Origin of the sequence: Paraburkholderia sp. RL17-337-BIB-A (assembly GCF_046025895.1) — a bacterium.
In the GTDB taxonomy this organism is placed as follows: domain Bacteria; phylum Pseudomonadota; class Gammaproteobacteria; order Burkholderiales; family Burkholderiaceae; genus Paraburkholderia; species Paraburkholderia fungorum_C.
The window spans coordinates 2,953,069-2,976,125 of sequence record NZ_JARESY010000001.1; the positions used below are offsets into that span (position 1 = coordinate 2,953,069).

Annotated in this window: 19 protein-coding genes and 1 pseudogene; 10 read left to right on the forward strand and 10 right to left on the reverse strand. The window is 63.6% G+C overall.

Annotated elements, in window-relative coordinates; all coding sequences use genetic code 11:
- Positions 1-24: 24 nt before the first annotated feature.
- Positions 25-1,188 carry a M20 aminoacylase family protein gene (locus tag P0D84_RS13190; protein WP_408339822.1) on the reverse strand — a complete coding sequence of 388 codons (1,164 nt, stop codon included), beginning with the start codon at positions 1,186-1,188 and terminating at the stop codon, positions 25-27.
- A gap of 127 nt (positions 1,189-1,315) precedes the next feature.
- Between P0D84_RS13190 and P0D84_RS13195 the strand changes: the two genes are divergently transcribed.
- Positions 1,316-2,266, forward strand: a complete 951-nt coding sequence (locus tag P0D84_RS13195; RefSeq protein ID WP_408336992.1) for a LysR substrate-binding domain-containing protein — start codon at positions 1,316-1,318, stop codon at positions 2,264-2,266.
- Positions 2,267-2,520: 254 nt separating this feature from the next.
- Positions 2,521-3,942, forward strand: a complete 1,422-nt coding sequence (locus P0D84_RS13200; RefSeq protein ID WP_408336994.1) for an ATP-grasp domain-containing protein — start codon at positions 2,521-2,523, stop codon at positions 3,940-3,942.
- Between the two features lie 63 nt (positions 3,943-4,005).
- Here P0D84_RS13200 and P0D84_RS13205 read toward each other — a convergent pair whose 3' ends face one another.
- Entirely contained in the window at positions 4,006-4,464 is a 459-nt protein-coding gene (locus P0D84_RS13205; RefSeq protein WP_408336996.1) for a hypothetical protein, read from the reverse strand.
- 201 nt (positions 4,465-4,665) lie between these two features.
- The gene (locus P0D84_RS13210; protein ID WP_408336998.1) at positions 4,666-6,102 is read right to left on the reverse strand and encodes an aldehyde dehydrogenase family protein; all 1,437 of its coding nucleotides are present in this window, start codon (positions 6,100-6,102) and stop codon (positions 4,666-4,668) included.
- A 220-nt stretch (positions 6,103-6,322) separates the two neighbouring features.
- Between P0D84_RS13210 and P0D84_RS13215 the strand changes: the two genes are divergently transcribed.
- A complete protein-coding gene (locus P0D84_RS13215; protein ID WP_408337000.1) occupies positions 6,323-6,694 on the forward strand; it encodes a cupin domain-containing protein in 372 nt (123 codons plus the stop codon).
- Positions 6,695-6,837: 143 nt separating this feature from the next.
- Here the strand turns inward: P0D84_RS13215 and P0D84_RS13220 are convergent, their stop codons facing one another.
- From P0D84_RS13220 to P0D84_RS13230, 3 genes are all read right to left on the reverse strand, one after another.
- Positions 6,838-8,229 (reverse strand): NAD(P)/FAD-dependent oxidoreductase, encoded by a 1,392-nt coding sequence (locus tag P0D84_RS13220; RefSeq protein WP_408337002.1) that lies wholly within the window; start codon positions 8,227-8,229, stop codon positions 6,838-6,840.
- A 195-nt stretch (positions 8,230-8,424) separates the two neighbouring features.
- Complete coding sequence (locus P0D84_RS13225) at positions 8,425-10,053, reverse strand: purine-cytosine permease family protein (RefSeq protein ID WP_408337004.1); 1,629 nt, start codon at positions 10,051-10,053, stop codon at positions 8,425-8,427.
- A 268-nt stretch (positions 10,054-10,321) separates the two neighbouring features.
- On the reverse strand, positions 10,322-11,293 hold the full coding sequence (locus P0D84_RS13230) for a LysR family transcriptional regulator (RefSeq protein WP_408337006.1): 972 nt from the start codon (positions 11,291-11,293) through the stop codon (positions 10,322-10,324).
- A gap of 153 nt (positions 11,294-11,446) precedes the next feature.
- Between P0D84_RS13230 and P0D84_RS13235 the strand changes: the two genes are divergently transcribed.
- A complete protein-coding gene (locus tag P0D84_RS13235; protein ID WP_408337008.1) occupies positions 11,447-12,838 on the forward strand; it encodes an NAD(P)/FAD-dependent oxidoreductase in 1,392 nt (463 codons plus the stop codon).
- A 73-nt stretch (positions 12,839-12,911) separates the two neighbouring features.
- On the opposite strand, the gene P0D84_RS13240 is transcribed toward P0D84_RS13235, so the two are convergent.
- Positions 12,912-13,286, reverse strand: coding sequence for a DUF4148 domain-containing protein (locus tag P0D84_RS13240; protein ID WP_408337010.1), 375 nt, complete (start codon positions 13,284-13,286; stop codon positions 12,912-12,914).
- Between the two features lie 1,216 nt (positions 13,287-14,502).
- On the opposite strand from P0D84_RS13240, the gene irlR reads away from it, so the two are divergent.
- From irlR to P0D84_RS13265, 5 genes are all read left to right on the forward strand, one after another.
- A complete protein-coding gene (gene irlR / locus P0D84_RS13245) occupies positions 14,503-15,186 on the forward strand; it encodes a heavy metal response regulator transcription factor IrlR (protein WP_408337012.1) in 684 nt (227 codons plus the stop codon).
- Between the two features lie 68 nt (positions 15,187-15,254).
- Positions 15,255-16,688 carry a heavy metal sensor histidine kinase gene (locus tag P0D84_RS13250; protein ID WP_408339824.1) on the forward strand — a complete coding sequence of 478 codons (1,434 nt, stop codon included), beginning with the start codon at positions 15,255-15,257 and terminating at the stop codon, positions 16,686-16,688.
- Between the two features lie 111 nt (positions 16,689-16,799).
- On the forward strand, positions 16,800-17,117 hold the full coding sequence (locus P0D84_RS13255) for a DUF4148 domain-containing protein (protein ID WP_408337014.1): 318 nt from the start codon (positions 16,800-16,802) through the stop codon (positions 17,115-17,117).
- Positions 17,118-17,145: 28 nt separating this feature from the next.
- Complete coding sequence (locus P0D84_RS13260) at positions 17,146-17,772, forward strand: carbonic anhydrase (protein WP_408337016.1); 627 nt, start codon at positions 17,146-17,148, stop codon at positions 17,770-17,772.
- Between the two features lie 146 nt (positions 17,773-17,918).
- Positions 17,919-19,418 carry a SulP family inorganic anion transporter gene (locus tag P0D84_RS13265; RefSeq protein WP_408337018.1) on the forward strand — a complete coding sequence of 500 codons (1,500 nt, stop codon included), beginning with the start codon at positions 17,919-17,921 and terminating at the stop codon, positions 19,416-19,418.
- A 36-nt stretch (positions 19,419-19,454) separates the two neighbouring features.
- Here P0D84_RS13265 and P0D84_RS13270 read toward each other — a convergent pair whose 3' ends face one another.
- Positions 19,455-20,348, reverse strand: a complete 894-nt coding sequence (locus P0D84_RS13270) for a LysR family transcriptional regulator ArgP (protein ID WP_408337020.1) — start codon at positions 20,346-20,348, stop codon at positions 19,455-19,457.
- A gap of 97 nt (positions 20,349-20,445) precedes the next feature.
- On the opposite strand from P0D84_RS13270, the gene P0D84_RS13275 reads away from it, so the two are divergent.
- Entirely contained in the window at positions 20,446-21,081 is a 636-nt protein-coding gene (locus tag P0D84_RS13275; protein ID WP_408337022.1) for a LysE/ArgO family amino acid transporter, read from the forward strand.
- A gap of 204 nt (positions 21,082-21,285) precedes the next feature.
- Here the strand turns inward: P0D84_RS13275 and P0D84_RS13280 are convergent.
- A pseudogene (locus tag P0D84_RS13280) lies at positions 21,286-21,471 on the reverse strand (hypothetical protein); the annotation flags it as partial.
- Positions 21,468-23,018, reverse strand: coding sequence for a cellulose biosynthesis protein BcsG (gene bcsG, locus P0D84_RS13285; protein WP_408337024.1), 1,551 nt, complete (start codon positions 23,016-23,018; stop codon positions 21,468-21,470). The pseudogene P0D84_RS13280 and the gene bcsG, both read right to left, overlap by 4 nt.
- Positions 23,019-23,057: the final 39 nt, after the last annotated feature.

Consider the following 23,057-nt stretch of genomic DNA (forward strand, 5'->3'; position numbering starts at 1 on the left):
CGTCAGCCCAGCCCGACGCCCCCCTCAGACAAGAAACGTCTGCGTGAGCCGCACCCAATAAGCCGCGCCGGTCGCGAGGCAATCGTCGTTGAAGTCGTAGCCCGGGTTGTGGACCATGCAACCGCCCTCGCCGTCGCCATTGCCGATGATCAGGTAGCTGCCGGGGCAACGCTCGAGCAGGAACGCGAAATCTTCACTGCCCGTCAGGGGTTGCATGTCGGCAATCAAACCGTCTTCGCCGAGCCAGTCGAGCGCGACTTGCCGTGCGAGGCCGGTCATTTCCGCATCGTTGACGAGCACCGGATAGCGGCGCTGATAATCCACATGCGCCCGCGCGCCGAACACGGCCGCCTGCCCGCACGCGACCGCCGTGATGCGTTCCTGCAAATGGTCGCGAACCTCGGGCTTCAACGCACGCACGGACAGGCGCATCTCCGCGGTCTCGGGAATCACGTTCGGCGCTTCACCGGCGTGGATCGCGCCGACCGTGATGATCGCCATGTCGAGCGGCGCGATATTGCGCGACACGATGGCCTGCAAGGCCAGTACGATCTGCGCGCACACCACTACCGGATCGACGGCCTTATGCGGCACCGCGCCGTGACCGCCACGGCCGGTCACCTTGATGATCACCGTATCCGACGAAGCCATGAACGAGCCCGGCAGGAAGCCGAACTTGCCAGTCGGAAAACCCGGCATGTTGTGCATCGCGAAGACCGCGTCGCACGGGAATCTGTCGAACAGGCCGTCCTCGAGCATTTTTTTCGCGCCGGCCTGGCCCTCTTCAGCGGGCTGGAAAATCAGGTTCAACGTGCCGTCGAAACTCTTTTCCCGCGCGAGATGCTTGGCCGCCGCCAACAGCATCGCGGTGTGGCCGTCATGGCCACATGCGTGCATCTTGCCAGCGACGGTGCTCGCATACGGCAGGCCGGTGGTTTCGTGGATCGGCAGCGCGTCCATGTCGGCGCGCAGGCCGAGTTTGCGCGTGCCGTTGCCGACTTTCAGTTGGCCGACAACACCGGTCTGACCCAGCCCGCGATGTACGGTGTAGCCCCACTCCTGCAAGCGCTCGGCGACCAGGTCGCCGGTGGCGAATTCTTCGTAAGCCAGTTCGGGCTGCGCGTGGATGCGACGGCGCAGCGCGATCATTTCGTCTTCGAGTTCGGCGATGCCCGCCGGAATGGCCATGGTGTTCACGATGTCGTCTCCGTCGATGTATGCGTGAACCGAGCATAGCGACGCCGATTTTCCAGCGGCAGGCGTAGAATCGTTGCGGCAGCAACCTGCAGTTGCCACCTTCCTACAAGCTTGTCAGATGAAACTGCATCAGCTCAGCACTTTAGCGGCCATTGCGGATACCGGCAGTATCCGGGCCGCTGCCCGTTCGCTTGACCTTTCGCCGGCCGCCGTCACCAAGGCAATGCGCGAACTGGAAGCCGATCTGCAAGCGCCATTGCTGGTGCGCGGCGCGAGCGGTGTCGCGTTCACCGAGTTCGGCCGCGCGCTGGTCGTGCATGCGCGGCTGGTGCTCGGCCAGTTGCAACGCGCGGAAGCGGAGATCGAGGCGATGCGCGGCGCGGCGGCCGGCAAGCTGTCAATCGGCGTCACGCCGTGGGTGGCGCTGACTTTTCTGCCGCCCACGGTGCAGCGGTTCCGGCAGCGCATGCCGGAAGTCCAGCTGGAATTCTTCGAGGGTCTGTTGGCGGTCGTGCAACCCCGCTTGCGCGACGGCAGCCTCGACTTCTCGATTGGCCGTCCTCCGCCTGCTTCGCCGCAATCGGAGTTTCACAACGTGCCGCTCTTTTCGACGCACTCGGCGGTGGTCGCGCGCCGCGATCATCCGAAGGCGGGTTGCCGCACGCTGCTTGAACTGGAAGACGCCGAATGGGTGTTGAACTGGGACCCGGCCAGCCGTGAGTCCATCTCGGACAATCTGTTCCGCAAGCGCGGCATGCGCGTGCCGCACACCATTCATCTCGCGCATTCGCTCGCGGTCGTACTGGGCCTGCTCGCGCAAACGGACATGCTCAGCATTTTTCCATGGCCGCTCGTCGAAGTGAGCATCGCGAAGGAAAATCTGTGGGCGCTACCCTTGCGCGAAACGGTGGACGAAACGATCGTCAGCATCACGTCGCGCCGCGGTGCGCCGACAAGTCCAGCGGCCGCGTGTTTTCTCGAATGTTTGCGTGAAGTGATCGACGAAGGAGCGCGCTCGCAAGACCCCGAGCTGCGCCGCCTGTTTCATTCGATCGAACTGCTGCTGTAGGGACGGAGCTCGATTAGATGACGGGTCATGAGACTCGGTGGTGTGGACTCGGTGGTGTGGACTCGGTGGCGTGATCAGAACTGTCGAACGGAGTCACAGGCCCACTTCACCCCGTCCTCTTCAAACGACGACGCACGCGCTCACCCGCATTCGCTCGTGGCCACACATCGCGTGTTGTAAGCTGAATCGCAGGCATGCCCACTATGCTTCGAGTGCGCAGCGGCACGCCGCCCTGCCCCCACCCCGTGCCGACCATGAAGCAGACTCCGCCCGACAACGAAGCCGACTACGACACACAATTGCCGGGCGCGTCGGCGCAACGCGCCAGCGGTAGCGGTAGCGACGCAGACACAGACAGCGGTAACGACAGCACCAACGCCTCGCTCGATCCATCCCATCACCGCGCCCTCGCTGAAGCGCGCCGCAGCGACGGCGACGAACTGGGCGCCGTCGCGCATCTGATCGCCGCCCACACGCTGGACGCCTACGCCGCCGCAGCACCCGACGCCAGCGCCGCGAATCTCTGCGATGTCGCGACCGGCTACTTCATGACAGGCGATCACGTGATCGCCGCGTACTGGTACCGCCTCGTTCTGACGCTCGATCCGCACGTCGCGGTTGCCTGCCAGAACCTGGCCGCCATCCTCACAAGCGCTGGAGACGTGGCCGAAGCTGACGCGTATCGGCAGCGTGCCTATCGGATTCAGCGTGTCTTTGTCGAGGGAAGCGGCGCGGAGCAGCGCCGCGTGCTGGTGCTTTGCGCGGCCCACGCTTCCGGCAATGTCCCGTTCGATGCCCTGCTGCCCGGCACGACCTGCTGCCGCATCAAGTACGCGATCGACTACGCCGCCACCGAAGAAGACCAACAACTGCCGGCCTACGACCTCGTGTTCAACGCAATTGGCGATGCGGATGTCGCGGCCCCGCTCGCAGCGAGGCTCGCGCGCTTCGTCTCGCACTGCGCGCGGCCCGTGCTCAATCCGCCCGCCGCTGTCGCCCGAACCCAGCGACACCGTACCGCCAGCCTGCTCGACGGCTTGCCGGACGTACAAGCGGCACCTTGTGTGCAAAGCGATGCCGCGCCGGCTTCACGCGCCGCGCTTGACACCCTGCTCGCGCAGAGCGGCATCGACTTTCCGGTCCTGGCGCGTCCCGCCGCTACGCACGGCGGCGACGGGCTGACGCTCTGCGAGAGCCTCGCCGCACTCGAAGCGTGGCGCTCGGCACAAACCGGCGTTGCCTATCTGACGGCGTTTCGCGACTATCGCAGCGCCGACGGCTTCTACCGCAAATACCGGATCATTTTTGTCGACCGGGAGCCGTATCCTTACCATCTGGCGATTTCGCCGCACTGGATGGTGCACTACTACTCTGCCGACATGGAACAGCACCCGTGGAAGCTGGAGGAAGAACGGCGTTTCCTCGACAATCCGCATGCGGCGCTCGGCGAGCGTGTCATGCGTGCCGTCGCGGCCATCGGCAGGCGGCTCGATCTCGACTACGGAGGCATCGACTTTACGGTGCTGCCCGGCGGACAGGTGCTTTTCTTCGAAGCGAACGCAACCATGCTCGCGCACTTCGAGCGTGAGACCGGCGAGCTCGCTCACAAGAATCCTTACGTGCAACGTATCGTCGATGCATTCGAACGGATGATGACGCGTCGCACGGCAACATGAACGTTGCAAGCCGCCAGTTTTCGCAATAGACCCGGCGCGTCGCTGCAGAGCAAGCGCTGTGCGTTACTGGCTGGATAGATGCTGATTCAGATACGGCACGAAGCCGTTCTGCGTCGGCCCGATCTGCTTGACGCAATCATCGTAATCGGAACCCTGCGCGCGCTCTGGACCATACATGCCGCGGCATTGCGCATACAGCGTGATGGTCGCTCCGCTGCCCTTGGCCACGCGCGTGGCCGAATAGACGGCCTTGCCCGAGCGGCTCGGCACGTCGGTCTCGATCGCCACCGCGTCCGCGCGGACGATCGATGTGGACGAATGCGCGGCCACATAGTCTTTCGTGAGCGCCCAGGCCTTGTCGCACTGCGTCTGATCCACGCATGCAATCGCGGCGTTACGCTGCGCGGCATCGAGCAGGTTTTCGGAGCGGGTGAAGTCACGGGCCTCGGCCTCCTGTTTTTCGGCGGACATGCAAGCGCTCAGGGCAAGCGCGGCGAGCGCAATAGCGATAGTTGTTTTCACAGGTCAAGATCCGATGGCGAATTCCGGCGAAGATTATAGACGCCTGCGAGCGGCGCCCGCAGATTGGAATGGCCATCGGGAAGTCGCCGGTGCGGTGATGTCTCTCATGGCCGCATAACTTTCGTCACGCTTGCGTGGCGGCGTTATCTCGTCTCCGAGCCACGCCGCCGGGTACCATCACCAACCGGCACTCACGCCGCCTCAACTCGCGTAGCCCACCACGCCCTTGATCTCCAGAAAGTCCTCGAGCCCGAACTCCCCATACTCGCGGCCATTGCCCGATTGCTTGAAGCCGCCGAACGGCGCATCGGGGTTGTAGTCCGCATAGTTCAGATAGATCGTGCCGGTACGCAGGCGCTTCGCCACCGCATGCGCATGCTCGAGCGAGGCGGACTGCACATAGCCCGCTAGACCGTAGAGACTGTCGTTGGCCATGGCGATCGCTTCGTCTTCGGAGTCGTAGCCGAGAATCGACAACACCGGTCCGAAAATCTCTTCGCGCGCGATCGTCATGGTCGGCGTGACGTTGCCGAACACCGTCGGGCGCACGAAGTAGCCATCCTTCAATCCTTCAGGACGGCCCGGGCCACCGGCCACCAGCGTCGCGCCCTCTTCGATCCCCACGCCGATCAGCCGCTGGATCTTGTCGAACTGCTGCTCGCTGATAACAGGCCCGAGATCGGTACCCTTGGCATCGGCGGGACCGACGACCAACCCTTCAGCGGCCTCCTTCGCGTATGCCAATGCCTCGTCCAAACGTGCGCGCGGCACGAACATGCGGGTGGGCGCATCGCACGACTGGCCGCTATTGTCGAAACACGCGCGCGCACCGCGCATCACGGCCTGCTTCAGATCGGCGTCTTCGAGAATCAGGTTGGCCGATTTGCCGCCCAGTTCCTGGTGCACGCGCTTGACCGTATCCGCCGCGGCCTTTGCGACCTGCACGCCCGCACGCGTCGAACCGGTGAACGACATCATGTCGATGTCCGGATGACGCGACATCGCCTCACCCACCGTGAGGCCTTCGCCGTTCACAAGATTGAACACGCCGGCCGGCACGCCCGCTTCGTCGAGAATCTCGGCGAAGACGATGCCGGAGAGCGGCGCCAGTTCCGAAGGCTTGAGCACCATCGTGCAGCCGGCCGCGAGCGCGGGCACGACCTTGGTCGCGATCTGCAAGGCCGGCCAGTTCCACGGCGTAATCAACCCGCACACGCCGACCGCTTCCTTGCGGATCAGAATGCTGCTCTTCACGTACTCGAATTCGAACGTGTCGAGCGTGCGGATCATCGTCTCCAGATGCGCGACGCCGGTCCACGCCTGGGCGTCGTTCGCATATTGCAGCGGCGCGCCCATCTCGCGGCTGATCGCATGCACCATGTCGTCGTAGCGCTTGCGGTAGACGTCGAGGATCGCTTGCAGCAGATCGATGCGCTGCGCGACGGTTGTCTCGCTGTAGGCGGGAAAGGCACGTTTCGCAGCGGCCACGGCGCGGTCGACATCGGCCCCGCTGCCGAGCGAAATCTGCGCGAACGCAGTGGCCGTGGACGGATCGATCACGTCGAGCGTGGCGGCGTTGGCTGAGTCAAGCGGGTCGACCCATTGGCCGTCGATATAAAACTGTTTGGCGTGTTGCATGGGTTCGTCCTTTTACATGAATGGTTGGGTCAGATGTTGGGCGCGAAAATCGCGCCCCAGCGGTATCGAATGCTTTACATCGACGCCGCTCAATCTGAATGTCTTCAAATCGAAATTCATCGCTACGCTGCTTTGGCTCAGACTCCGGTTCTGCTTCGGGTTCGTCGAATCCCTCGTCATCGAATCCACCGCCATTGACCTCATTAACCAGGAGAGACACATGAGCACCATCACTTTCACCCGCATCGACGCAAAAGGCCCCGGCGCCTCCGGCCTGAACCCTGCCCTGCACGATCCCGCCGACATCATTCTGGAAGGCGCCAGGGCACCGCACGCGCTCAACGCATACTCCGATGCGACCAACATGCTGTCCGCCGGCGTATGGCAATGCGATGCAGGCACGCTGAAGCTGGCCGATCTGCCGATCCACGAAGTCTGCGTGCTGATCGAAGGCGAAGTCGTCATCACCAGCGAGGACGGCCGCAGCGAACGCTATGCCGCCGGCGACGCCTTCATCCTGCACAAGGGCTTCTCGGGCACGTGGCATATGCCGGCGGCGACCAAGAAGTACAGCATCGTGTACTGCGGTTGATTCGTACTGCGTCATTGCGTCACTACTTTGCTGCGTAGCAACGTAGCTTCATCAAGAACCGCACCCATTCAGGTGCGGTTTTTTCTGACGGCGATGCATAAAAACCCGCTAGAAACAGGGACGCCTCGCTACACCACCCACCACTACATCGGGAAACCCAGCGCCTTGATCGAATTGATCCACAGCCGCCGCCAGCCGCCGCGATCGTCAGCGCCATCGAAAGCGTTGAAGGTGATCTTCGCGGCGATCCAGCGCAGCGGCTCCGGCGGAATGTACGACGGTCCCTTGCGCGAAATATCCAGCGACGTAATCAGCGTATCGCGCTTCCACAGCATGTCGAGGCCCATCTTCGCACCGAAGCGGCTGCCCGCCACGCCAAAGCCCGTATAGCCCGCGACGAACACGCTCTTGCCGCCGTGATAGCGGCGCGCGAACACAGCGCCGCGTGAGCAGTAGTCAATCGGGCCGCCCCAGGCGTGCGTGAAGCGCACGTCGTGCAGTTGCGGGAAGGTGCGATAAAACGCCTCAGCGAGCTTGTAGTATGTGCTTTCGTCACGATCCGCTGCCGGATTCGGATCGCCGCCGAAGTGATAGCTCACGCGGCCGCCGAAGATAATCCGGTTGTCTTTGGTGAGGCGAAAATAATTGAGTTGCGTACGCGTGTCGTAGATGCCCTGGCGATTGTTCCAGCCGATGCGCGCCATCTGCTCGTCGCTCAAAGGCGCGGTCGCGACGATGTGATCGCGCACCTGCATCACGCGGCGCTTGATGTCGGTGACGCCCACATCCGCGGTACCGGTGCCGAGCAACACGCGCGGCGTTTCGATGCGGCCCGCCTGCGTGTGCACGATCATCGTCGCGCCGCGATCTTCGAGGCGCGTGATCGGCGAGTGTTCATGCAAACGCACGCCGAGTTTCAGCGCGGCGGCTTTCAGACCCCACGCGAGCTTCGCCGGATGAATCGTGCCGCTGCGATTACGCGACCACATCGCGCCCGCGAATAGCGGTGAATCGAGTTGTTCGCGAGCGCCCTGGCTGTCGAGCAGCACCACGTCGTGTCCATGCGCCACGTGCAACTCGTAGTCGCCTTTCAGATGATCGAGGTGGCTCGGGTCGACCGCCACCGTCATCTCGCCATTCCATTCGACGTCGGCTTCGATTCCGTAACGCGTCAACGATTCCTTGAAACCGTCGAGGTTCTCCTGGCCCAGCTTTTCCAGCACATCGAGGTCTTGCGGAAAGACCCGCGTCGCGTTCGGCAAACCATGCATCACCGAGGTGGAAATGATCCCGCCCGGACGGCCCGACGCGCCGTAGGCCACTTTGCCCGCTTCGACCAGCACGACGTCGAGCGAAGGGTCCGCTTCTTTCGCCTGAATCGCGGCCCACAAGCCGGTGAAACCACCGCCGACCACCACCAGATCAGCGGAAGTCGGACCGATCAATTCCCGTTCGACGGCCGGCGCGCGCGGATTGTCCAGCCAGAACGGAAACAGCTTTACACCTTCAAACGCGCGCTTTACTGACTCGCTCATCTTTTTTTCCTACTCAACTTGAATACCATTGCGTTTATTGCGTGATGGTTGCTTTGGTGGTGCTTCGCTGCGGGCTGAGCATGCCCCGAGCAGCGACAGCACGGACACGACGCTCACGAGCGCAATGGCTCTCCGCTACGGCTCATGTCCGGCGCCAGCGCTTCGACGACCTGCTAGCCCACCGGAGCACAAAATCTAGCCAGCGTCCTGCGTGTCCAGCGCTTCTTCGCGTTCGCGCTGCTCGGCGCGCTGCGGCGGTTGCGACACCGGTTGCGTCTTCGCTTGCGTCTTCAACCGCGCCCCATCCGCCTTAAGCTTAGCCACCGGCACCACCGGATGCACGATCACATCGCGCTGCGAACCGCTCCTCAACCAGCGGCGGCCAAGTGGCCCATACACGCCATCCGGTTCAGGAAAGCACTGCAGCAAAGCGATATACAACGCGCAGGCCAGCGTCAGCGAAACCGGCATGCTGATATCGAGGCCACCCGCGAGCTGCCCGAGCGGGCCGACGAACTGATCCGGTAGATTGACGAAACCCAGGCCGACCACCGCGCTCGGAATCCAGGCGCCCATCGCGCGCCAGTTCCAGCCGTGCGTGAACCAGTAATGACCGCCCCGGCCGCCGCGATTGAACACCTGCAGATCGTCGGACAGATAGAAGCCGCGCCGCGTCACGAAGCCGATGATCATGATCACCATCCACGGACAACTGCAGACGTTGATCAGCACCGAGAACGTGGACACGCTTTCGACCAGGTTGAACGCGAAGCGGCCAAGAAAAATGAAGCCGATTGCGAGGCTGCCGATCAGCAGCGTGGCGCGCACGCGGTTCAGGAACTTCGGAAACATGCTCGACATATCGAGCCCGGTGCCGTACAGCGCAGTGGTTCCCGTCGACATCCCGCCGATGATCGCAATCAGGCACACCGGCAGAAAGAACCAGTTCGGCGAGATCGCCAGCAGACCGCCCACGTAGTTATTCGACGCGATGAAATCCGGTGCCTTGCTGGCGATAATCGTCGCCGTGGCGAGGCCGAAGAAGAACGGCACGAACGTGGCCAGTTGCGCGAGCATCACCGCGAGGATCGTGCGTTGCTTCGGCGTGTTCTGCGGAATATAACGGGCCCAGTCGCCGAGCGTGCAGGCGAACGACACCGGGTTGCTCATCGCCACCAGCACGGCGCTCACGAAGGCAGGCCAGAAACCCGCCGAGCCGAGTGCCACCTTGCCGGCGTACGCGCTATCGAACGGTCCGGAGAATGCGAAGATGCCGACCACGAACAGCAGGCTCGCCGCCCACACGGCGATCTTGTTGACCCACAACATGAAGCGGAAACCATAGACGCAGACGGTCAGCACCAGCACCGCAAAGAGACCGTAGGCGAAGCTCAGCGTCATCCAGTTGACCGGCAGCCCGAGCAGATGATTCGCGCCGCCCACGAGCGCGTCACCCGAACTCCACACCGCCAGCGAGAAGAACGCGACCGCGGTCAACACCGCAAGAAAGGAGCCGACGATCCGGCCATGAATGCCGAAATGCGCCCCAGACGAAACCGGATCGCTGGTGCCGTTACGCGGTCCGAACAGGCCCATCGGCGCGAGGATGCACGAACCGACCAGCACGCCGAGCACGATCGAATAAACGCCCGCCTTGAACGACAAACCGAGCAGCACGGGGAAACTGCCGAGCACCGAGGTGGAGAAGGTATTGCAACCGCCGAACAGCAAGCGGAACAGATCGATCGGCCGTGCATAACGCGAGCGATCCGGAATGCGCTCGAAACCGAATGTTTCGACTTGAGTGATGCTGTTACTGCTCATTGTCTCCGCCTCCTGTAACGGCCAGGTCAATCACGATGGCTCGCCACGGGGATGCGGCGTCCGCTTTTCTCAGATGTCTGGACGCCACTGTAAAGACAATCGGCGCGGGCAAAAATATCGCCCGCCCAACCTTTACTTCGATCTCGGGCGATGTAACCTGAAAGCCCCGTCAAATAAGGCTCTACGGATGCAACGAAAGGCCGTGCGAGGACTTCCGTTGAGCCATGCGGCGCGCAAACGTCGAAGTGAATCGCGAGAATCCACGCCTTCAGACCGGACTTGCCTGACGCGCCTGACGGCGCCGTTTCGCCGCGGCGGCGGCCGGCAGCGGCACGGGTACCGCGCCGGACATGCCATGCTCGATCAGAAAATCGCGAAACAACCCGGCGACATGAGGCAGGCGCTTATCGGACACATGCATCACGTACCAGTCGCGTTCGATCGGATTGGCGGGCAAGGGCAACAACGCCAGCAAGCCGGCCTGAAATTCCAGCGAGCACGCATGCAGCGACAGAAACGCGACGCCCAACCCCGCCTCGACCAGTTGCTTGATCGCCTCGTTGCTCGAGAGTTCGGAGCCGATATGCAGCTTGTGGCCGGCGAGCCGAAACAGATTCTCGACGGTCGAGCGCGTGCCCGAACCCCGCTCCCGCACGAACAGATTCGCGCTTTGCAGATCGTCCAGCGACAGGCGCTTTTTCTTCATCAGCGCATGGGCGGGCGAGGCGACGAACGCCATTGGATGCTTCGCGAAGGCGGTCGCCACCGTGCGCAATTCACGCGGTGCGCTGCCCATCACGGCAAGATCGATCTCGTGCGTGGCCAGCATGCGGATAATGTCGGCCCGATTGCCGACTTTGAACTGCACCTTCACTTGCGGACGCAATTCGGTGAAGCGCACCAGAAAAGGCGGGATCAGATATTCGGCGGTCGTGATCGCACCGATGCGCAGCGTACCGCCCTGCTCGCCATGCAACGCGGCGAGATCATCCGCCGCGCCGTTCCATAGATCGAGGATTTCAAGCGCATAGCGCGCGAGGATTTCGCCCGCCGCTGTCAGTTGCACGCCACGTCCCACTCGCTGCAACAGCGGCGCCCCCGCGGCCTCTTCGAGCAGACGCACCTGAAGCGACACCGCCGGTTGCGTGAGCTTCAGTTCTTCGGCCGCGCGCGACACGCTGCCGAGCTTCGCGACCGTATGCAAGGCTTTCAATTGACGGAACGTGGCGGCTTTTAACATAAGTGAAAACCTATATGTTCTGTATAAACATTAAATTGTGCTGCGGTTTTAGCGGATTCTATACTGGGCCGGACAGATGAGGCCGGTGAATCCCGGGAATAGCCCGGAACGCTTTCACCAGTCGAGCAGAGATAACTCAGGAGGATAGGGATCATGGCCGCAACCGATCAGCAATCACCCTCTGGCGCGCAACCCACGCAGCCCATTTTGCACACGGCGCCAGCAGTAGCACATCGCGTCGTAATCGTTGGCGGCGGCGTCGGCGGCCTGGGGCTCGCTACGCGCCTGTCGGAAACGCTCGGACGCGCCGGTCACGCGCGGATCGTACTGGTCGACCGCTGGCCAACGCATTTCTGGAAGCCCCTGCTGCATGAAGCGGCGTCGGGCCAACTCGATCCGGCCACGCATCAACTGCAATATGCGGTGCAGGCGCAACGGCATGGCTTTGAATTCGAACAGGGCGAACTCGCCGCGCTCGATCGAACCAACCGGCACATCACATTGAACGCGCTTTACGACGCCGACGGCCGCGAAATCCTGCCGTCACGGCAGCTTGCATTCGATACGCTGGTGCTGGCGATGGGCAGCGTCACGCAATATTTCGGCGTGCCCGGCGCGGCCGAACACGCCTTGCCGCTCGATTCGGTCGCGCATGCGGAAGCGTTTCGCCGCAAGCTGCTCGACGCCTGCCTGCGTGCGAACCATGCGCGCCGGGCGCGGACCGCGCAGGCGGACACGCCGGTGTCGATCAACATCATCGGCGCCGGCGCGACGGGCGTCGAACTGGCCGCTGCGTTGCGCGATACAGTGCGCCTGCTGAAGCACTACAGCCCGTTTTCACTCGACCCCGTGCGCGACTTCCGCATCCGTCTGATCGAAAGCAGTGAGCGCGTGCTGCCCGCCTTGTCCGAAACCATTTCGACACGCGCGCAAACCATGCTCGGCAGTCTCGGAGTGGAAGTGTTGAACGCAACGCGCGTCACCGAAGTGCGCGCCGATGCCGTGCTGACCAACCAGGGCGCGCCGCTCGCCAGCGACATCGCCATCTGGACCGCCGGCATCGCGGGGCCGCCCGTGCTGCGCACGCTGGACGGCATCGCGGTAAATCGCAACGCGCAGGTGCAGGTGAGTCGCACACTGCAATGCACGAACGACGCGAATATCTTTGGACTCGGCGATTGCGCGGCCTGCCCTTCGTCCGACCACGCGGACGCGTTTCTGGCGCCGCGCGCTCAGGTCGCGCACCAACAGGCAATGTTTCTGGCGCGTGCGCTGAAGTGCAGGATAGCGGGCGATCCGTTACCGGAGTTCGTCTATCGCGACGCCGGCACGCTGGTCGGTTTCGGCCGCGAGGGCACGATCGGCAGCTTGAGCAACAGCTTGCTCACGCAGCCTGTGTTCGTCGACGGCTGGCTGGCGACCGCCGTCTACAAGCTCATCTATCGCCGCCATGTCATGACGTTGACCGGCTTCGCACGCATGGCGCTCGATTCGGCGAGCCATTGGCTGCGCAGACGCGTGCATCCGGTGATCCGGTTGCATTGAGCACTTTCGAACAGGCACGCGCGGGACCTCGCCAAAGGTCCCGCGCGCTTATCACCACAGCCGTGTGTGGGCGCTACTCGGTCCGAAATGCGTCCGCCATCGAACGGATCGCGCCCGGCAGCGGACAGGGCTGCGGATACTGGTTGTCCGGCACATCCATGCACCCCGCCGCGCGCGCGGCAGCGAGTTCACCCCTCACCTCGTCGCGGGTTTTTCCCCGCGGCGCCTGCAGCGCCTGCCCCGCGTGCGAGACCTGTTGAACCGCCGGCAGCGCGGGAGCGCGCTGGCCCCGCACCCGCGGCTTCTGCAACACCTGCTCGTGCAATTTATAAAACTCATGAGGCCCCGGCGTGGGTTCGCGCAACGGGATAGTGTCGACGGCCACCGCCGCACTCACACAGGTGCAACTCAGTACGAATCCTGCCAACCACATCGCATTTCGCATCATCGATTCTCCGTTTGACTGAGTTCCGATCTTAGGCTTGGCCCGCTGCACGAGCGTGAGCGCCGCATGACAAGTCCGTCATCCGCGGCGGTCTTCGGTGCACTGTGCGCTTGAGGACTGTATGACGGAATTGTCATGTTGTTCTCATCTTGATGTCGGCGCGCATTTATACGATGGATGCTCTCGACTTCGAACCGGGAATCGCATGCGACGAATTCAACCAATGCGATGCGTGGCAATACGGGCGTCGACCGTAAGAGCATTCATGTCGGATCTCACCAGACGGCTCCCCAGGTGCAAACTCGAGACCCTTTCCCTGGCTGCGGGTCTGGCGGCCATCGCAATCGGCTCCCTCGTGTTCTGGCTAAACCAGCCCGCTCACCTGTTCAACGGCGGCGGGTTATCTTCCGCAGCCGCAACCCAAGCGCCGGTGAATCGCAAAAGTCCGCCACTCGCGCACGGCTTGCTGTCGCTCGAACTGCTTTCCGCCATGCAGCGCGACTCGCAAAAGCAGATGCCCCAACGCGACACGAGCGCCCGAATGCTCTGCGAACGGACGCCCTCTACCGCAGCTTCGCCTGCGTCTCGCCATGTTCACTCACATAGCGCGCGCGCCAGCCGGGCAATAGCGTATTGACGGTTCAGCGCGCTGCCTCACGCGGCGCCGGCACGGTCGAGCCGATGACCGGCCGCCCTCTTTCAACTTATGCGAGGCATGCAGCGATGAAAGCCTTTTTGAATCACACCATGGTATAAGTACTGCATACATTCAGGAGGCCATGACAACTGCGCCTACCCGATTTCGGCGGCCACGCGTCTCAAAATTAGCCGCCGCCTCGGTATGGCCCGATGCATGCCTGACGTTATGAAACAGAACCTCAAAGCGATCCGTCTTTCGTCGATCGCGCTGCCAGCAGTCCACGGCGCGCTCGTCCGCATCCGCGCCATCGCATCGCCAGATTCAGTCCCGATAGCCGGACTCACGCGCCTCAACCTGAACGCGATCGCGCATCCATGCTGCCTCACCCGGGGCAAGCAAGCCATGCGACTCATTGGCGCCAGCGTGCATGCACGTGCAGCACTTGCATCCACGCCAAGGGCCCACCTATTCGCTCACGCGTAGCGGCGTTTACCGCGTCAAAAGCGGCCCTACTCTCACCCTCCGCTTGCCGCGCCGCTTACGCGATACGGCGCAGAGAGTGTCTCCAGGAGAAAGACCATGCGAATTCTGATCGTCGAAGACGAAGCGAAAACCGGCACCTACTTGCGAAAGGGTCTGACAGAAGCGGGGTTTGTCGCCGATTGGGTGCAAGACGGCGTGACCGGTCAGCATCTGGCGTTGACCGAAGACTACGACCTGATCATCCTCGACGTGATGCTGCCTGGTCTGGACGGCTGGGCCGTGCTGAAAAACCTGCGCCACATACGTTCCACGCCTGTGTTGCTGCTTACCGCGCGCGATGATCTGGACGACAAGGTGCGCGGCCTCGAAATGGGCGGCGACGATTATCTGATCAAGCCCTTCGACTTTGCCGAATTACTGGCGCGCGTGCGCTCGATCTTGCGGCGTGGCCATGCGCGCGACACGGCCTCGCTGCACGTCGCGGACCTGGCGCTCGACCTAACGCGCCGCAAGGCCACCCGTCAAGGCGACACGATCCTGCTGACCGCGAAGGAATTTGCGCTGCTGTGGCTGCTGATGCGCCGTCACGGCGAAATTCTGCCGCGCTCGACCATTGCCTCGCAGGTATGGGACATGAATTTCGACAGCGACACCAACGTGGTCGATGCCGCGATCCGGCGCGTACGCGCGAAAGTCGACGACAATTACGAACCGAAACTGATCCACACGGTGCGCGGCATGGGGTACGTGCTCGAAGAACGCGACAGCGTACCGCGATGACCTGGCGACAGCGCTGCTCAATCCTCGCGCCGGTGGCGCAGTGGCTCGTGAGACCGCTCGCGCTGCTCATGCCACGCACCTTGAGGGTACGGCTCTCGATCCTGTTCGCGGTATCGACCTCTTTATTGCTCGTATTCAACGGCGTATTGCTGTATCACGGTCTAAAAACGCGCCTCGACTCGACTTCGGCGCGCGAGATGACAGCGACCCTCTCCGCGCTGCAACTGAGCCTGCACACCATGCCCGGAGTGGACGCGGTCCGCGCCGATCGTGAGATCTGGTACGACCATCTACACGGCCACCAGAATCTCGACATTGCCCTGTTCGATGAGGGCGGCGCGCCGCTCAACCGCACCGGCGGCTACTGGCCAAATGCCGAATCGCTCGCGGTACGCGCCGGACTCGCGCCCGTCCAGGTGAAGGTAGAGGGCATGCCCATGCGTTTTCTGGTGGCGATGGCGCCGCTCAGCGGCCAAGCCAATGCGCGCGTGCGCGTGGTCGTGCAATACGATGCCAGCGCCGAGGGAGCCTTGCTCAGCGCCTACGCGCTCAACGTGTCGTTCGTGAGTGTGATCGGCACGCTGGTGAACGCACTGCTGGCCTGGTGGATCGCGCGTTTCGGGCTGCGGCCGCTGGCCCGCCTGACGGCACGCGCCGAGCAGATCTCCAGCAGCCGCCTCGCTCGGCCCTTGCCCGAGCGTGACATGCCAGGCGAACTCAAGGAATTGAGCCACGCCTTTAACCGGATGCTGGCGCGCTTGCACGAATCCTTTACACGTCTCACCCAGTTCTCATCCGATCTCGCGCATGACATGCGCACACCGCTCACCAACTTGCTGGCCGAAGCGCAGGTCGCGCTCTCGCAACCCCGTACCGCCGACGATTACCGCGCGGTGATCGAGTCGAGCGTGGACGAATTCCAGCGCCTCTCACGCCTGATCGACAGCATGCTGTTCCTCGCTCGCGCCGATAGCGCACAACGCCGCCTGGCACTGCAGACGGTGGACGCGCGCAGCGAGGCGTTACGGGTCGCGGGCTACTACGAAAGCATGGCGGCGGACGTCGGCGTGGAGATCGTCGTGAACGGCAATGCGAATTTCGAAGGCGATGTGCTGCTCGTGCAGCGTGCACTGAGCAATCTGGTTTCGAATGCATTGGCACATGCGCCGCGCGGCAGCATGGTCGAACTGCGTTGCGTCGAGCGGCTCCACGACGTCCAGCTATCCGTATCCGACAGCGGCGCCGGTATCGCCGAGCCGCATCTGGAAAGGATCTTCGACCGCTTTTATCGGGTCGACCCGGCGCGCCACAACTCGGCGCGTGGCACCGGTCTCGGTCTTGCCATCGTCAAGTCGATCATGAACGAGCACCACGGCGAATGCAGTGTCGAGAGCATTCCGCACGTGCGCACCACATTCAGCTTGCGTTTTCCGAAGCAGCCCGCCGCGCTGCCGACGCTAAAAGTCCCGCGTGGGAGATTCCGCAGACGGGACAACAAATAACGGCGCATGACGTAATTATCATCTAGCGATCACCGCTGCCTCATACCTCCCCATGCAGAATGCGTCATACCGGATACAACTTCGGCATGCCAATCATTCATGGAGAGAAAGATGAAATCCAGGCAAATTGCGCTAGCCGCCATTCTCACGAGCGCGCTGTCCACATCCGCTCTGGCGAGCCACGACGACAGCGTCCCGGCACCCGGCGACGCAAACCGGCTCGCGCCGCCTGCGTCGACTGGCATGCCTGCCGCACAGCCACATCAGCTCGGAAAGACACGCGCGCAAGTCCGCAAGGAACTCATCGATGCGCGCCGCGACGGGACCATCCCAACCACCGAGGCCGACTACCCGCCGAGCCAGCGAACCATCGCCGCAAACCGCGCCCGCAACCGGATTTTCGAGAATTTCTGGACCGGCAAGGACTGACGCTGACGCAACAACACAAGGAGCACCGATGACCTACCCCCAACGCATGCTGGTCGAAAACCTCGCGTGGTCCGCCGAGATCAGCAACCGCGATCCCGCCTACTTCCAGCGCCTGGCCAGCGACCAGCGGCCCAACGTGTTGTGGCTCGGCTGCTCCGACAGCCGCGTCCCCGAAGCCATCACGCGAGCGATGCCCGGCGAGATCTTCGTACACCGCAATATCGCTAACCTGGTGAGCGAGCACGACGACAGTCTCGCGAGCGTGCTCGAATATGCGATCGTCGTGCTGCGCGTGCAGCACATCATCGTCTGCGGCCATCATTGCTGCGGCGGTGTGCAAGCGGCGTTGCGGCCGCCGGCAGGCGCGTTGCCGAACGTCAATCGCCGCATCGACCCGATTCGCCGGTTGGCCGCGCTGCATGCGACGGAACTCCGTCTGCTGGATGCTTTCGACGACCGCGCTGACCGGCTTGCCGAGCTCAACGTGCTGGCCCAGGTGCAGGCGCTGCACGCGATGCCGCTGATTCAAAACGCGCAACGGCCCGTGCAGATTCACGGCTGGATTTTTTCGATGCACGACGGCCGCCTGAAGGCGTTGGCCGACCCGCAGTGGGCGCTCAGCGACGCCGACGACGTCCACGAGGCCACCGGCTGACCACAGTAGCCGCACGCGCCGTGCCATCGGCGCATGCGAACCGCAACGCGATCAACGCGCAACCCACGTTTCCGACGCGGCGCTCCGCCTTTGCCGCGAGCGCCGCGCCTCTCATGCAGTTCGCCCCCTTCGAGGTAAGTCTCCCGATGACGCAAGCTCACGCCACCCCACCTCATGACCGTTCACCTCGCGCCTGCCCGCCCGCGGCCTGGCGCACCGATCTATTGGCCGGCATCAGCGTGTTCCTGATCGCGCTGCCGCTATGTCTGGGCATTGCGACCGCCTCCGGCGTAGCGCCGTTTGCCGGCATTCTCGCCGGCGTGATCGGCGGGCTCGTGGTGGCGCTGCTGAGCGGCTCGCGCCTCAGCGTAAGCGGCCCGGCAGCCGGTCTGGTAGTGATCGTCGTACAGGCGCTTGCCACGCTGGGCAGTTTCTCCGCGTTTCTGACCGCGCTGGTGCTCGCGGGCGCCTTGCAATTGATATTCGGTTTCCTGCGCGCCGGTAAATTGGCCAGTTACGTACCGCCGCCAGTGATCAACGGCATGCTCGCCGCGATCGGTATCCTGCTGATCGTCAATCAGTTGCCGCTGGCGGCAGGCTTCGCTAATGGCGACATTTCCGTCGCGATGCCGTTGCTCGCGCTCGCGTCGCTGGCCATTCTCCTCGCGTGGGAAACACCCGCATTACGCGCCTTCGCCCTCGTGCGCGCGATTCCCGCGCCGCTCGCCGTCGTGTCTTTCGGCATTGCCGCAACCGCGCTCGTCGACACGTTCGCGCCGGGCGTGGCGCTCGCGCCCTCACAGCGCGTCGCGATGCCGCCACTCGGCTCGTGGGATGCGCTGCGTCAGGCATTCACGTTCCCGGATCTCGCGCAATGGCTCAATCCCGATGTATGGCGCGTGGCGGTGGTGATCGCGATCGTCGCGAGTCTGGAGACCTTGCTGAGTCTCGAGGCGCTCGAACAGATCGACCCGGAGCATCGAAAAGCGGCGCCCGATCGCGAACTGAAGGCCCAAGGCGTCGGCAATCTGCTCGCGGGCCTGCTCGGCGCCCTGCCGCTCACCGCCGTGGTGGTGCGCAGCGCCGCCAACGTGCATGCGGGCGCGCGCGGCCGCCTGTCGTGCGTGACACATGGCGTCGTGTTGCTGATCGCCTGTCTCGCGTTGACCCGCGTGATCAATATGATTCCGCTCGCCAGCCTCGCGGCGATCCTGATTCATACCGGCTACAAACTTGCCAAGCCACAATTGTTCGTGTCGATGGGTCAGGCGGGCTTCGCGCAGTTTGTGCCGTTCATCGGCACGATCGTGGGCGTGCTCGCGACCGATCTCCTGATCGGCATCGCGATCGGTTTCGCCCTGAGCGTCCTGCTGGTGGTCGAACGCAATATCCGCCGCGTGCTGAGTTTCACGCGCGACGGCAATCACTATCTGCTGACCGTGCGCAAGAGCGCGACCTTCTTCTGCACCCCGCAACTCAAGCACTATCTCGGGCAGGTTCCGTCTGGCGCGACCTTGATTCTCGATGCGACCCACGCCGATCATATCGACCACGACGTGCGTCAGGTGGTCGACAGTTATGCGGCGCGAGCGGGGGCTAGCGGCGTGCGTATCGAGTACAAGCAGTGGCCGCCGGCGCACCGCTAACGTGAACCGCAAGCGGGTGACTTGCCAGGGCGGCGCTCAATCGAGAAACTCCGCCGCCCGCTTGCGCAGCATCGCGCCGAAATCGTCGAGCCAGCCGATCGACAAGCGCCAGCTCTGCCAGTACAGATCGACATCGATATGCTTGCCGGGCGCCATGTCCACCAGTTCGCCGCTCGCCAGATGCGGCGCGATCATCCGTTCCGGGCACATGCCCCAGCCCAGTCCCGTCACACAAGCGCGCAAAAACCCGGCGACGTGCGGAATCCAGTGCAGGGGCGGATCGAGTTCCGCCCGCGTGACGCGCCGCATGAAACGCTTCTGCAACTGATCCTTCGGATTGAAATCGACGCACGGCGCGCGCCGCAACGTTTCGCGCGTGACACCGTCGGCAAAATGGCGCTCACGAAATTCCGGCGTGCAGACCGCCAGATAGCGCATCCGCCCGAGCCGCGTCGAGCGGCAGCCCTGCACCGGCTCCGCTTGCGTGGTGACCGCGCCTTGCACGCTGCCGTCGCGAATCCGCTGTGCAGTGTGGTCCTGATCGTCGACCACCAGATCGAGCAGCATCTCCCGTTCGACGCAGAACCGCGCCACCGCGTCGATGAACCAGGTGCCCACGCTGTCGTCGTTGACGGCCACGCGCAGCGCCGGCCACGGTTCCACCAGGGTGCCGGGCAGTGCCGGGAGCCGGCCTGCGAGTTCCGCTTCCAGCAACTGCACGCGTTCGGTGTGGCGGCACAGCAGCGCGCCCGAGGTGGTCGCGACACACGGCTGGCCGCGCTTCACGAGCACGCTGCCCACCCGCTCCTCCAGCAGCTTGACCCGCTGGGAGACGGCTGAGGGCGTCACGTTCAGTTCGCTGGCCGCACGGTCGAACGAGCCGTGCCGCACCACGGCGGCCAGCGCGTCGAGCAACGCATAGTCGAGCATTAGCGTTCCTTAATTGGCATTAAGTAAATTAGCTTCTCTTATGAGACGCAAAACCGCAGACTAGCCCCGTTCGCTTTTCTCGTCTACTGGATCGATTATGAATTGGCTGTCTTTTTCCCACGGCGCCGCCTTGTGCGCGTCGCTGATCGTGACGATCGGCGCGCAGAACGCTTTTGTGCTCCGTCAGGGCATCATGCGCTCGCACGTCGGCAAGATCGTCGCGCTGTGCGCGCTGTCGGACTTCATCCTGATCGGCGCGGGCGTGGGTGGCGCGTCGGTGCTGGTGGAGCGCTATCCGGTGTTCGTCCACGCCATGCTGTATGTCGGGCTCGCTTATCTGGCATGGTTCGGCATCAACGCGCTGCGCCGTGCAGTGCGCCCGGGCCATGCAGTGCTGGACGCCGCTGCGAGCGGCGCGGCACCCGGCACGAGCGCCGCGCCCGTGCAACGTGCAATGCCCATCATCCTGATGACCCTGGCCTTGACGTGGCTCAACCCGCACGTGTATCTCGACACCTTCCTGCTGATCGGCACGGCCGGCGCGCGCGAACCGGACGGCGCACGGGTGGCGTTCGCAGTGGGTGCGATGGCGGTGAGCGGGGTCTGGTTTATCGGTCTGGGTTACGGCGCCCGTGCACTGGCGCCGCTGTTTCGCCGGGCTACCGCATGGCGCGTGCTGGATGGCGCGATCGGCAGCATGGTGCTGCTGCTGGCGGTGACGCAGTTACGGTGAACAGAGCACGCCGCCTGAGGGCGCGCACTGCCTGAGAACACTCACTGCCGGAGATCGCGAACTGCCTGAGAATGCGACTTGCCTGAGAACGCGCCAACCGGCGCGTCGTCGAGCGAGCGCCTAGTCGAAGTCGACCGCTGCCGCTTGCACGGTTTCGTGCATAGCGGACGCAGTGGACGCCGCAGACACCGCGGCCTCGTCGAGCGGCACGAGCTTCATCAACCTGGCGAGCACCGGCCACTTCACGAGCGACAGCTGATACGACTCCCGCGCCTGCTCATCGAAGTACCTGGCCGGATCGACTTCAGGCAAGCGGCGCCCAAGGCCGGTGATATCGTCAACCGGCCAGCCGCTCGCCTGCATCTTCGCTTCAAGATCGGCTGCTGTCATTTGCCGTCCACCCATACGCCGTCCGGCGTCTTGACCACATAGCCGGACGCCGTCTTCATCGTCACGGTCCCTTCGTTCTCGCCGACCATCTGCGTTTGCGGCAGATTGGCTGCGTATTGCGGCAAGGTCACACCCGGTTTGAACGGACTGTTCGACACCAGATTCGACAGCAATTGCGCGATCGCGAGAAAACTCGACGGATTGTCGATCACCGTGGTCGGTCCATGGTTGCCCTGGAAGCCGACCAGCCGCACGCCGGCCGGTCCATGCACGATGCGCGGCGTCGGAATCTCGCGCAGCCCGGCCACCTGGTTCGCATCCCCGCGCAGCGCCGCGCCATGCTCCGGCACGAACACGATCACGGCGCGGCGCCCGGAGGCCGCGATCAGATCCGCAAAGCGGTCGAAGTCGCTCATCAGCTTGTTCACGCGCTGCGGGTACGAATCGATACTCGACAGATTGCTATTCGGCAGACGGTTGCCGTCGTGCAGGCTGATCGTGTTGTAGTACAGCGCGACCGGACCGGGCGTATTCGCACGCTGCGCATACCAGTTGGCGAGCGTCGCGTAATCGTCGCGAATGGCCGAGCCGTCGAAGGCATGCATCGCGATCGGCACGCTCGTGTTCGAGATCATCGGCACGTTCGGCACGCCGGTGTTGTCGTGCACCAGTTGCAGGAAGTTGTCGAAGTGGCCGTCGTGATTCAGCATCGTCTGCGGTGTGTAGCCCGCCTGCGCCAGGTCGGCGAGCAGGTGGCATTGCTGCGGCGCATCCTTGTAGAGATCCGCGTGCGCTTCCTGTCCGCAACTCGCCCGCAGCACGCGGATCGCGGCCGGCCCGCTGTAGCTGGCGGCGGTGCTGAAGTTGGTGAACAGATAGTCGAAATGGCTCAGCATCGGATTGTTGCGTGCCTTCGCCGCGTCGAGGTCGTCCCACGACAACGAACAGATATGCAGCACGATCACGTCGAACTGCGTGTTCGCATCGGCGCCGAGATGACCGAAGGTGACTTGCCGTTGCGATTCCTGGGTGCGGAAGGCCGACAGCGCCGCGTTATGGTCGAGTGGCTGCGCGGCCAGCGTATTCGGCGACGCGGCCGTGGCCGGTCCGCTCTGCAGTCGCGCATACACCGCGCTGCCCTGCTGCCACAACGGAATCGCGACCAGCGCGATCAGCACGAACGTCGCCACACGCAGCCAGCGGTTGACGATCAGATAGCCGACCAGCGCGCCGAGCGCGGTGAGCAGCAGCATCGGCGGCAAGAAACGCTGCGCGAGTTCGAGCCAGTAGCCGAAACTGAAGCTGGTGAGGTCGCCGAATTCTTCGATCAGACGCGAGAACGGCGGCACGTTCGCTTCGTAGTACATCAGCGGAATGCCGATCGCGAGACCGACCAGGTTGCGCAGCACGCGCCACCCGCGATGGCGCAGCGTCGCGCTCGCCGCCAGCGCCACAGCGAACCCGATGTTGGCGATCCACACCGGCTGTAGATGTCCGCCGGTAAACAGATACAACTTGATGATGAAATACAGATTCCACAGCGTCATTGACGAAGCTCTCTCATTGGCCGGGCGCATGCGCCAGCG

Excerpts from the sequence above, each read along its gene's own strand:
- P0D84_RS13190 (WP_408339822.1), bottom strand. The coding sequence starts at position 1,188 with ATGGCCATTCCGGCGGGCATCGCCGAACTCGAAGACGAAATGATCGCG.
- P0D84_RS13195 (WP_408336992.1), top strand. The coding sequence starts at position 1,316 with ATGAAACTGCATCAGCTCAGCACTTTAGCGGCCATTGCGGATACCGGC.
- P0D84_RS13200 (WP_408336994.1), top strand. The coding sequence starts at position 2,521 with ATGAAGCAGACTCCGCCCGACAACGAAGCCGACTACGACACACAATTG.
- P0D84_RS13210 (WP_408336998.1), bottom strand. The coding sequence starts at position 6,102 with ATGCAACACGCCAAACAGTTTTATATCGACGGCCAATGGGTCGACCCG.
- P0D84_RS13215 (WP_408337000.1), top strand. The coding sequence starts at position 6,323 with ATGAGCACCATCACTTTCACCCGCATCGACGCAAAAGGCCCCGGCGCC.
- P0D84_RS13220 (WP_408337002.1), bottom strand. The coding sequence starts at position 8,229 with ATGAGCGAGTCAGTAAAGCGCGCGTTTGAAGGTGTAAAGCTGTTTCCG.
- P0D84_RS13225 (WP_408337004.1), bottom strand. The coding sequence starts at position 10,053 with ATGAGCAGTAACAGCATCACTCAAGTCGAAACATTCGGTTTCGAGCGC.
- P0D84_RS13230 (WP_408337006.1), bottom strand. The coding sequence starts at position 11,293 with ATGTTAAAAGCCGCCACGTTCCGTCAATTGAAAGCCTTGCATACGGTC.
- P0D84_RS13235 (WP_408337008.1), top strand. The coding sequence starts at position 11,447 with ATGGCCGCAACCGATCAGCAATCACCCTCTGGCGCGCAACCCACGCAG.
- P0D84_RS13240 (WP_408337010.1), bottom strand. The coding sequence starts at position 13,286 with ATGATGCGAAATGCGATGTGGTTGGCAGGATTCGTACTGAGTTGCACC.
- irlR (WP_408337012.1), top strand. The coding sequence starts at position 14,503 with ATGCGAATTCTGATCGTCGAAGACGAAGCGAAAACCGGCACCTACTTG.
- P0D84_RS13250 (WP_408339824.1), top strand. The coding sequence starts at position 15,255 with ATGCCACGCACCTTGAGGGTACGGCTCTCGATCCTGTTCGCGGTATCG.
- P0D84_RS13255 (WP_408337014.1), top strand. The coding sequence starts at position 16,800 with ATGAAATCCAGGCAAATTGCGCTAGCCGCCATTCTCACGAGCGCGCTG.
- P0D84_RS13260 (WP_408337016.1), top strand. The coding sequence starts at position 17,146 with ATGACCTACCCCCAACGCATGCTGGTCGAAAACCTCGCGTGGTCCGCC.
- P0D84_RS13265 (WP_408337018.1), top strand. The coding sequence starts at position 17,919 with ATGACGCAAGCTCACGCCACCCCACCTCATGACCGTTCACCTCGCGCC.
- P0D84_RS13270 (WP_408337020.1), bottom strand. The coding sequence starts at position 20,348 with ATGCTCGACTATGCGTTGCTCGACGCGCTGGCCGCCGTGGTGCGGCAC.
- P0D84_RS13275 (WP_408337022.1), top strand. The coding sequence starts at position 20,446 with ATGAATTGGCTGTCTTTTTCCCACGGCGCCGCCTTGTGCGCGTCGCTG.
- bcsG (WP_408337024.1), bottom strand. The coding sequence starts at position 23,018 with ATGACGCTGTGGAATCTGTATTTCATCATCAAGTTGTATCTGTTTACC.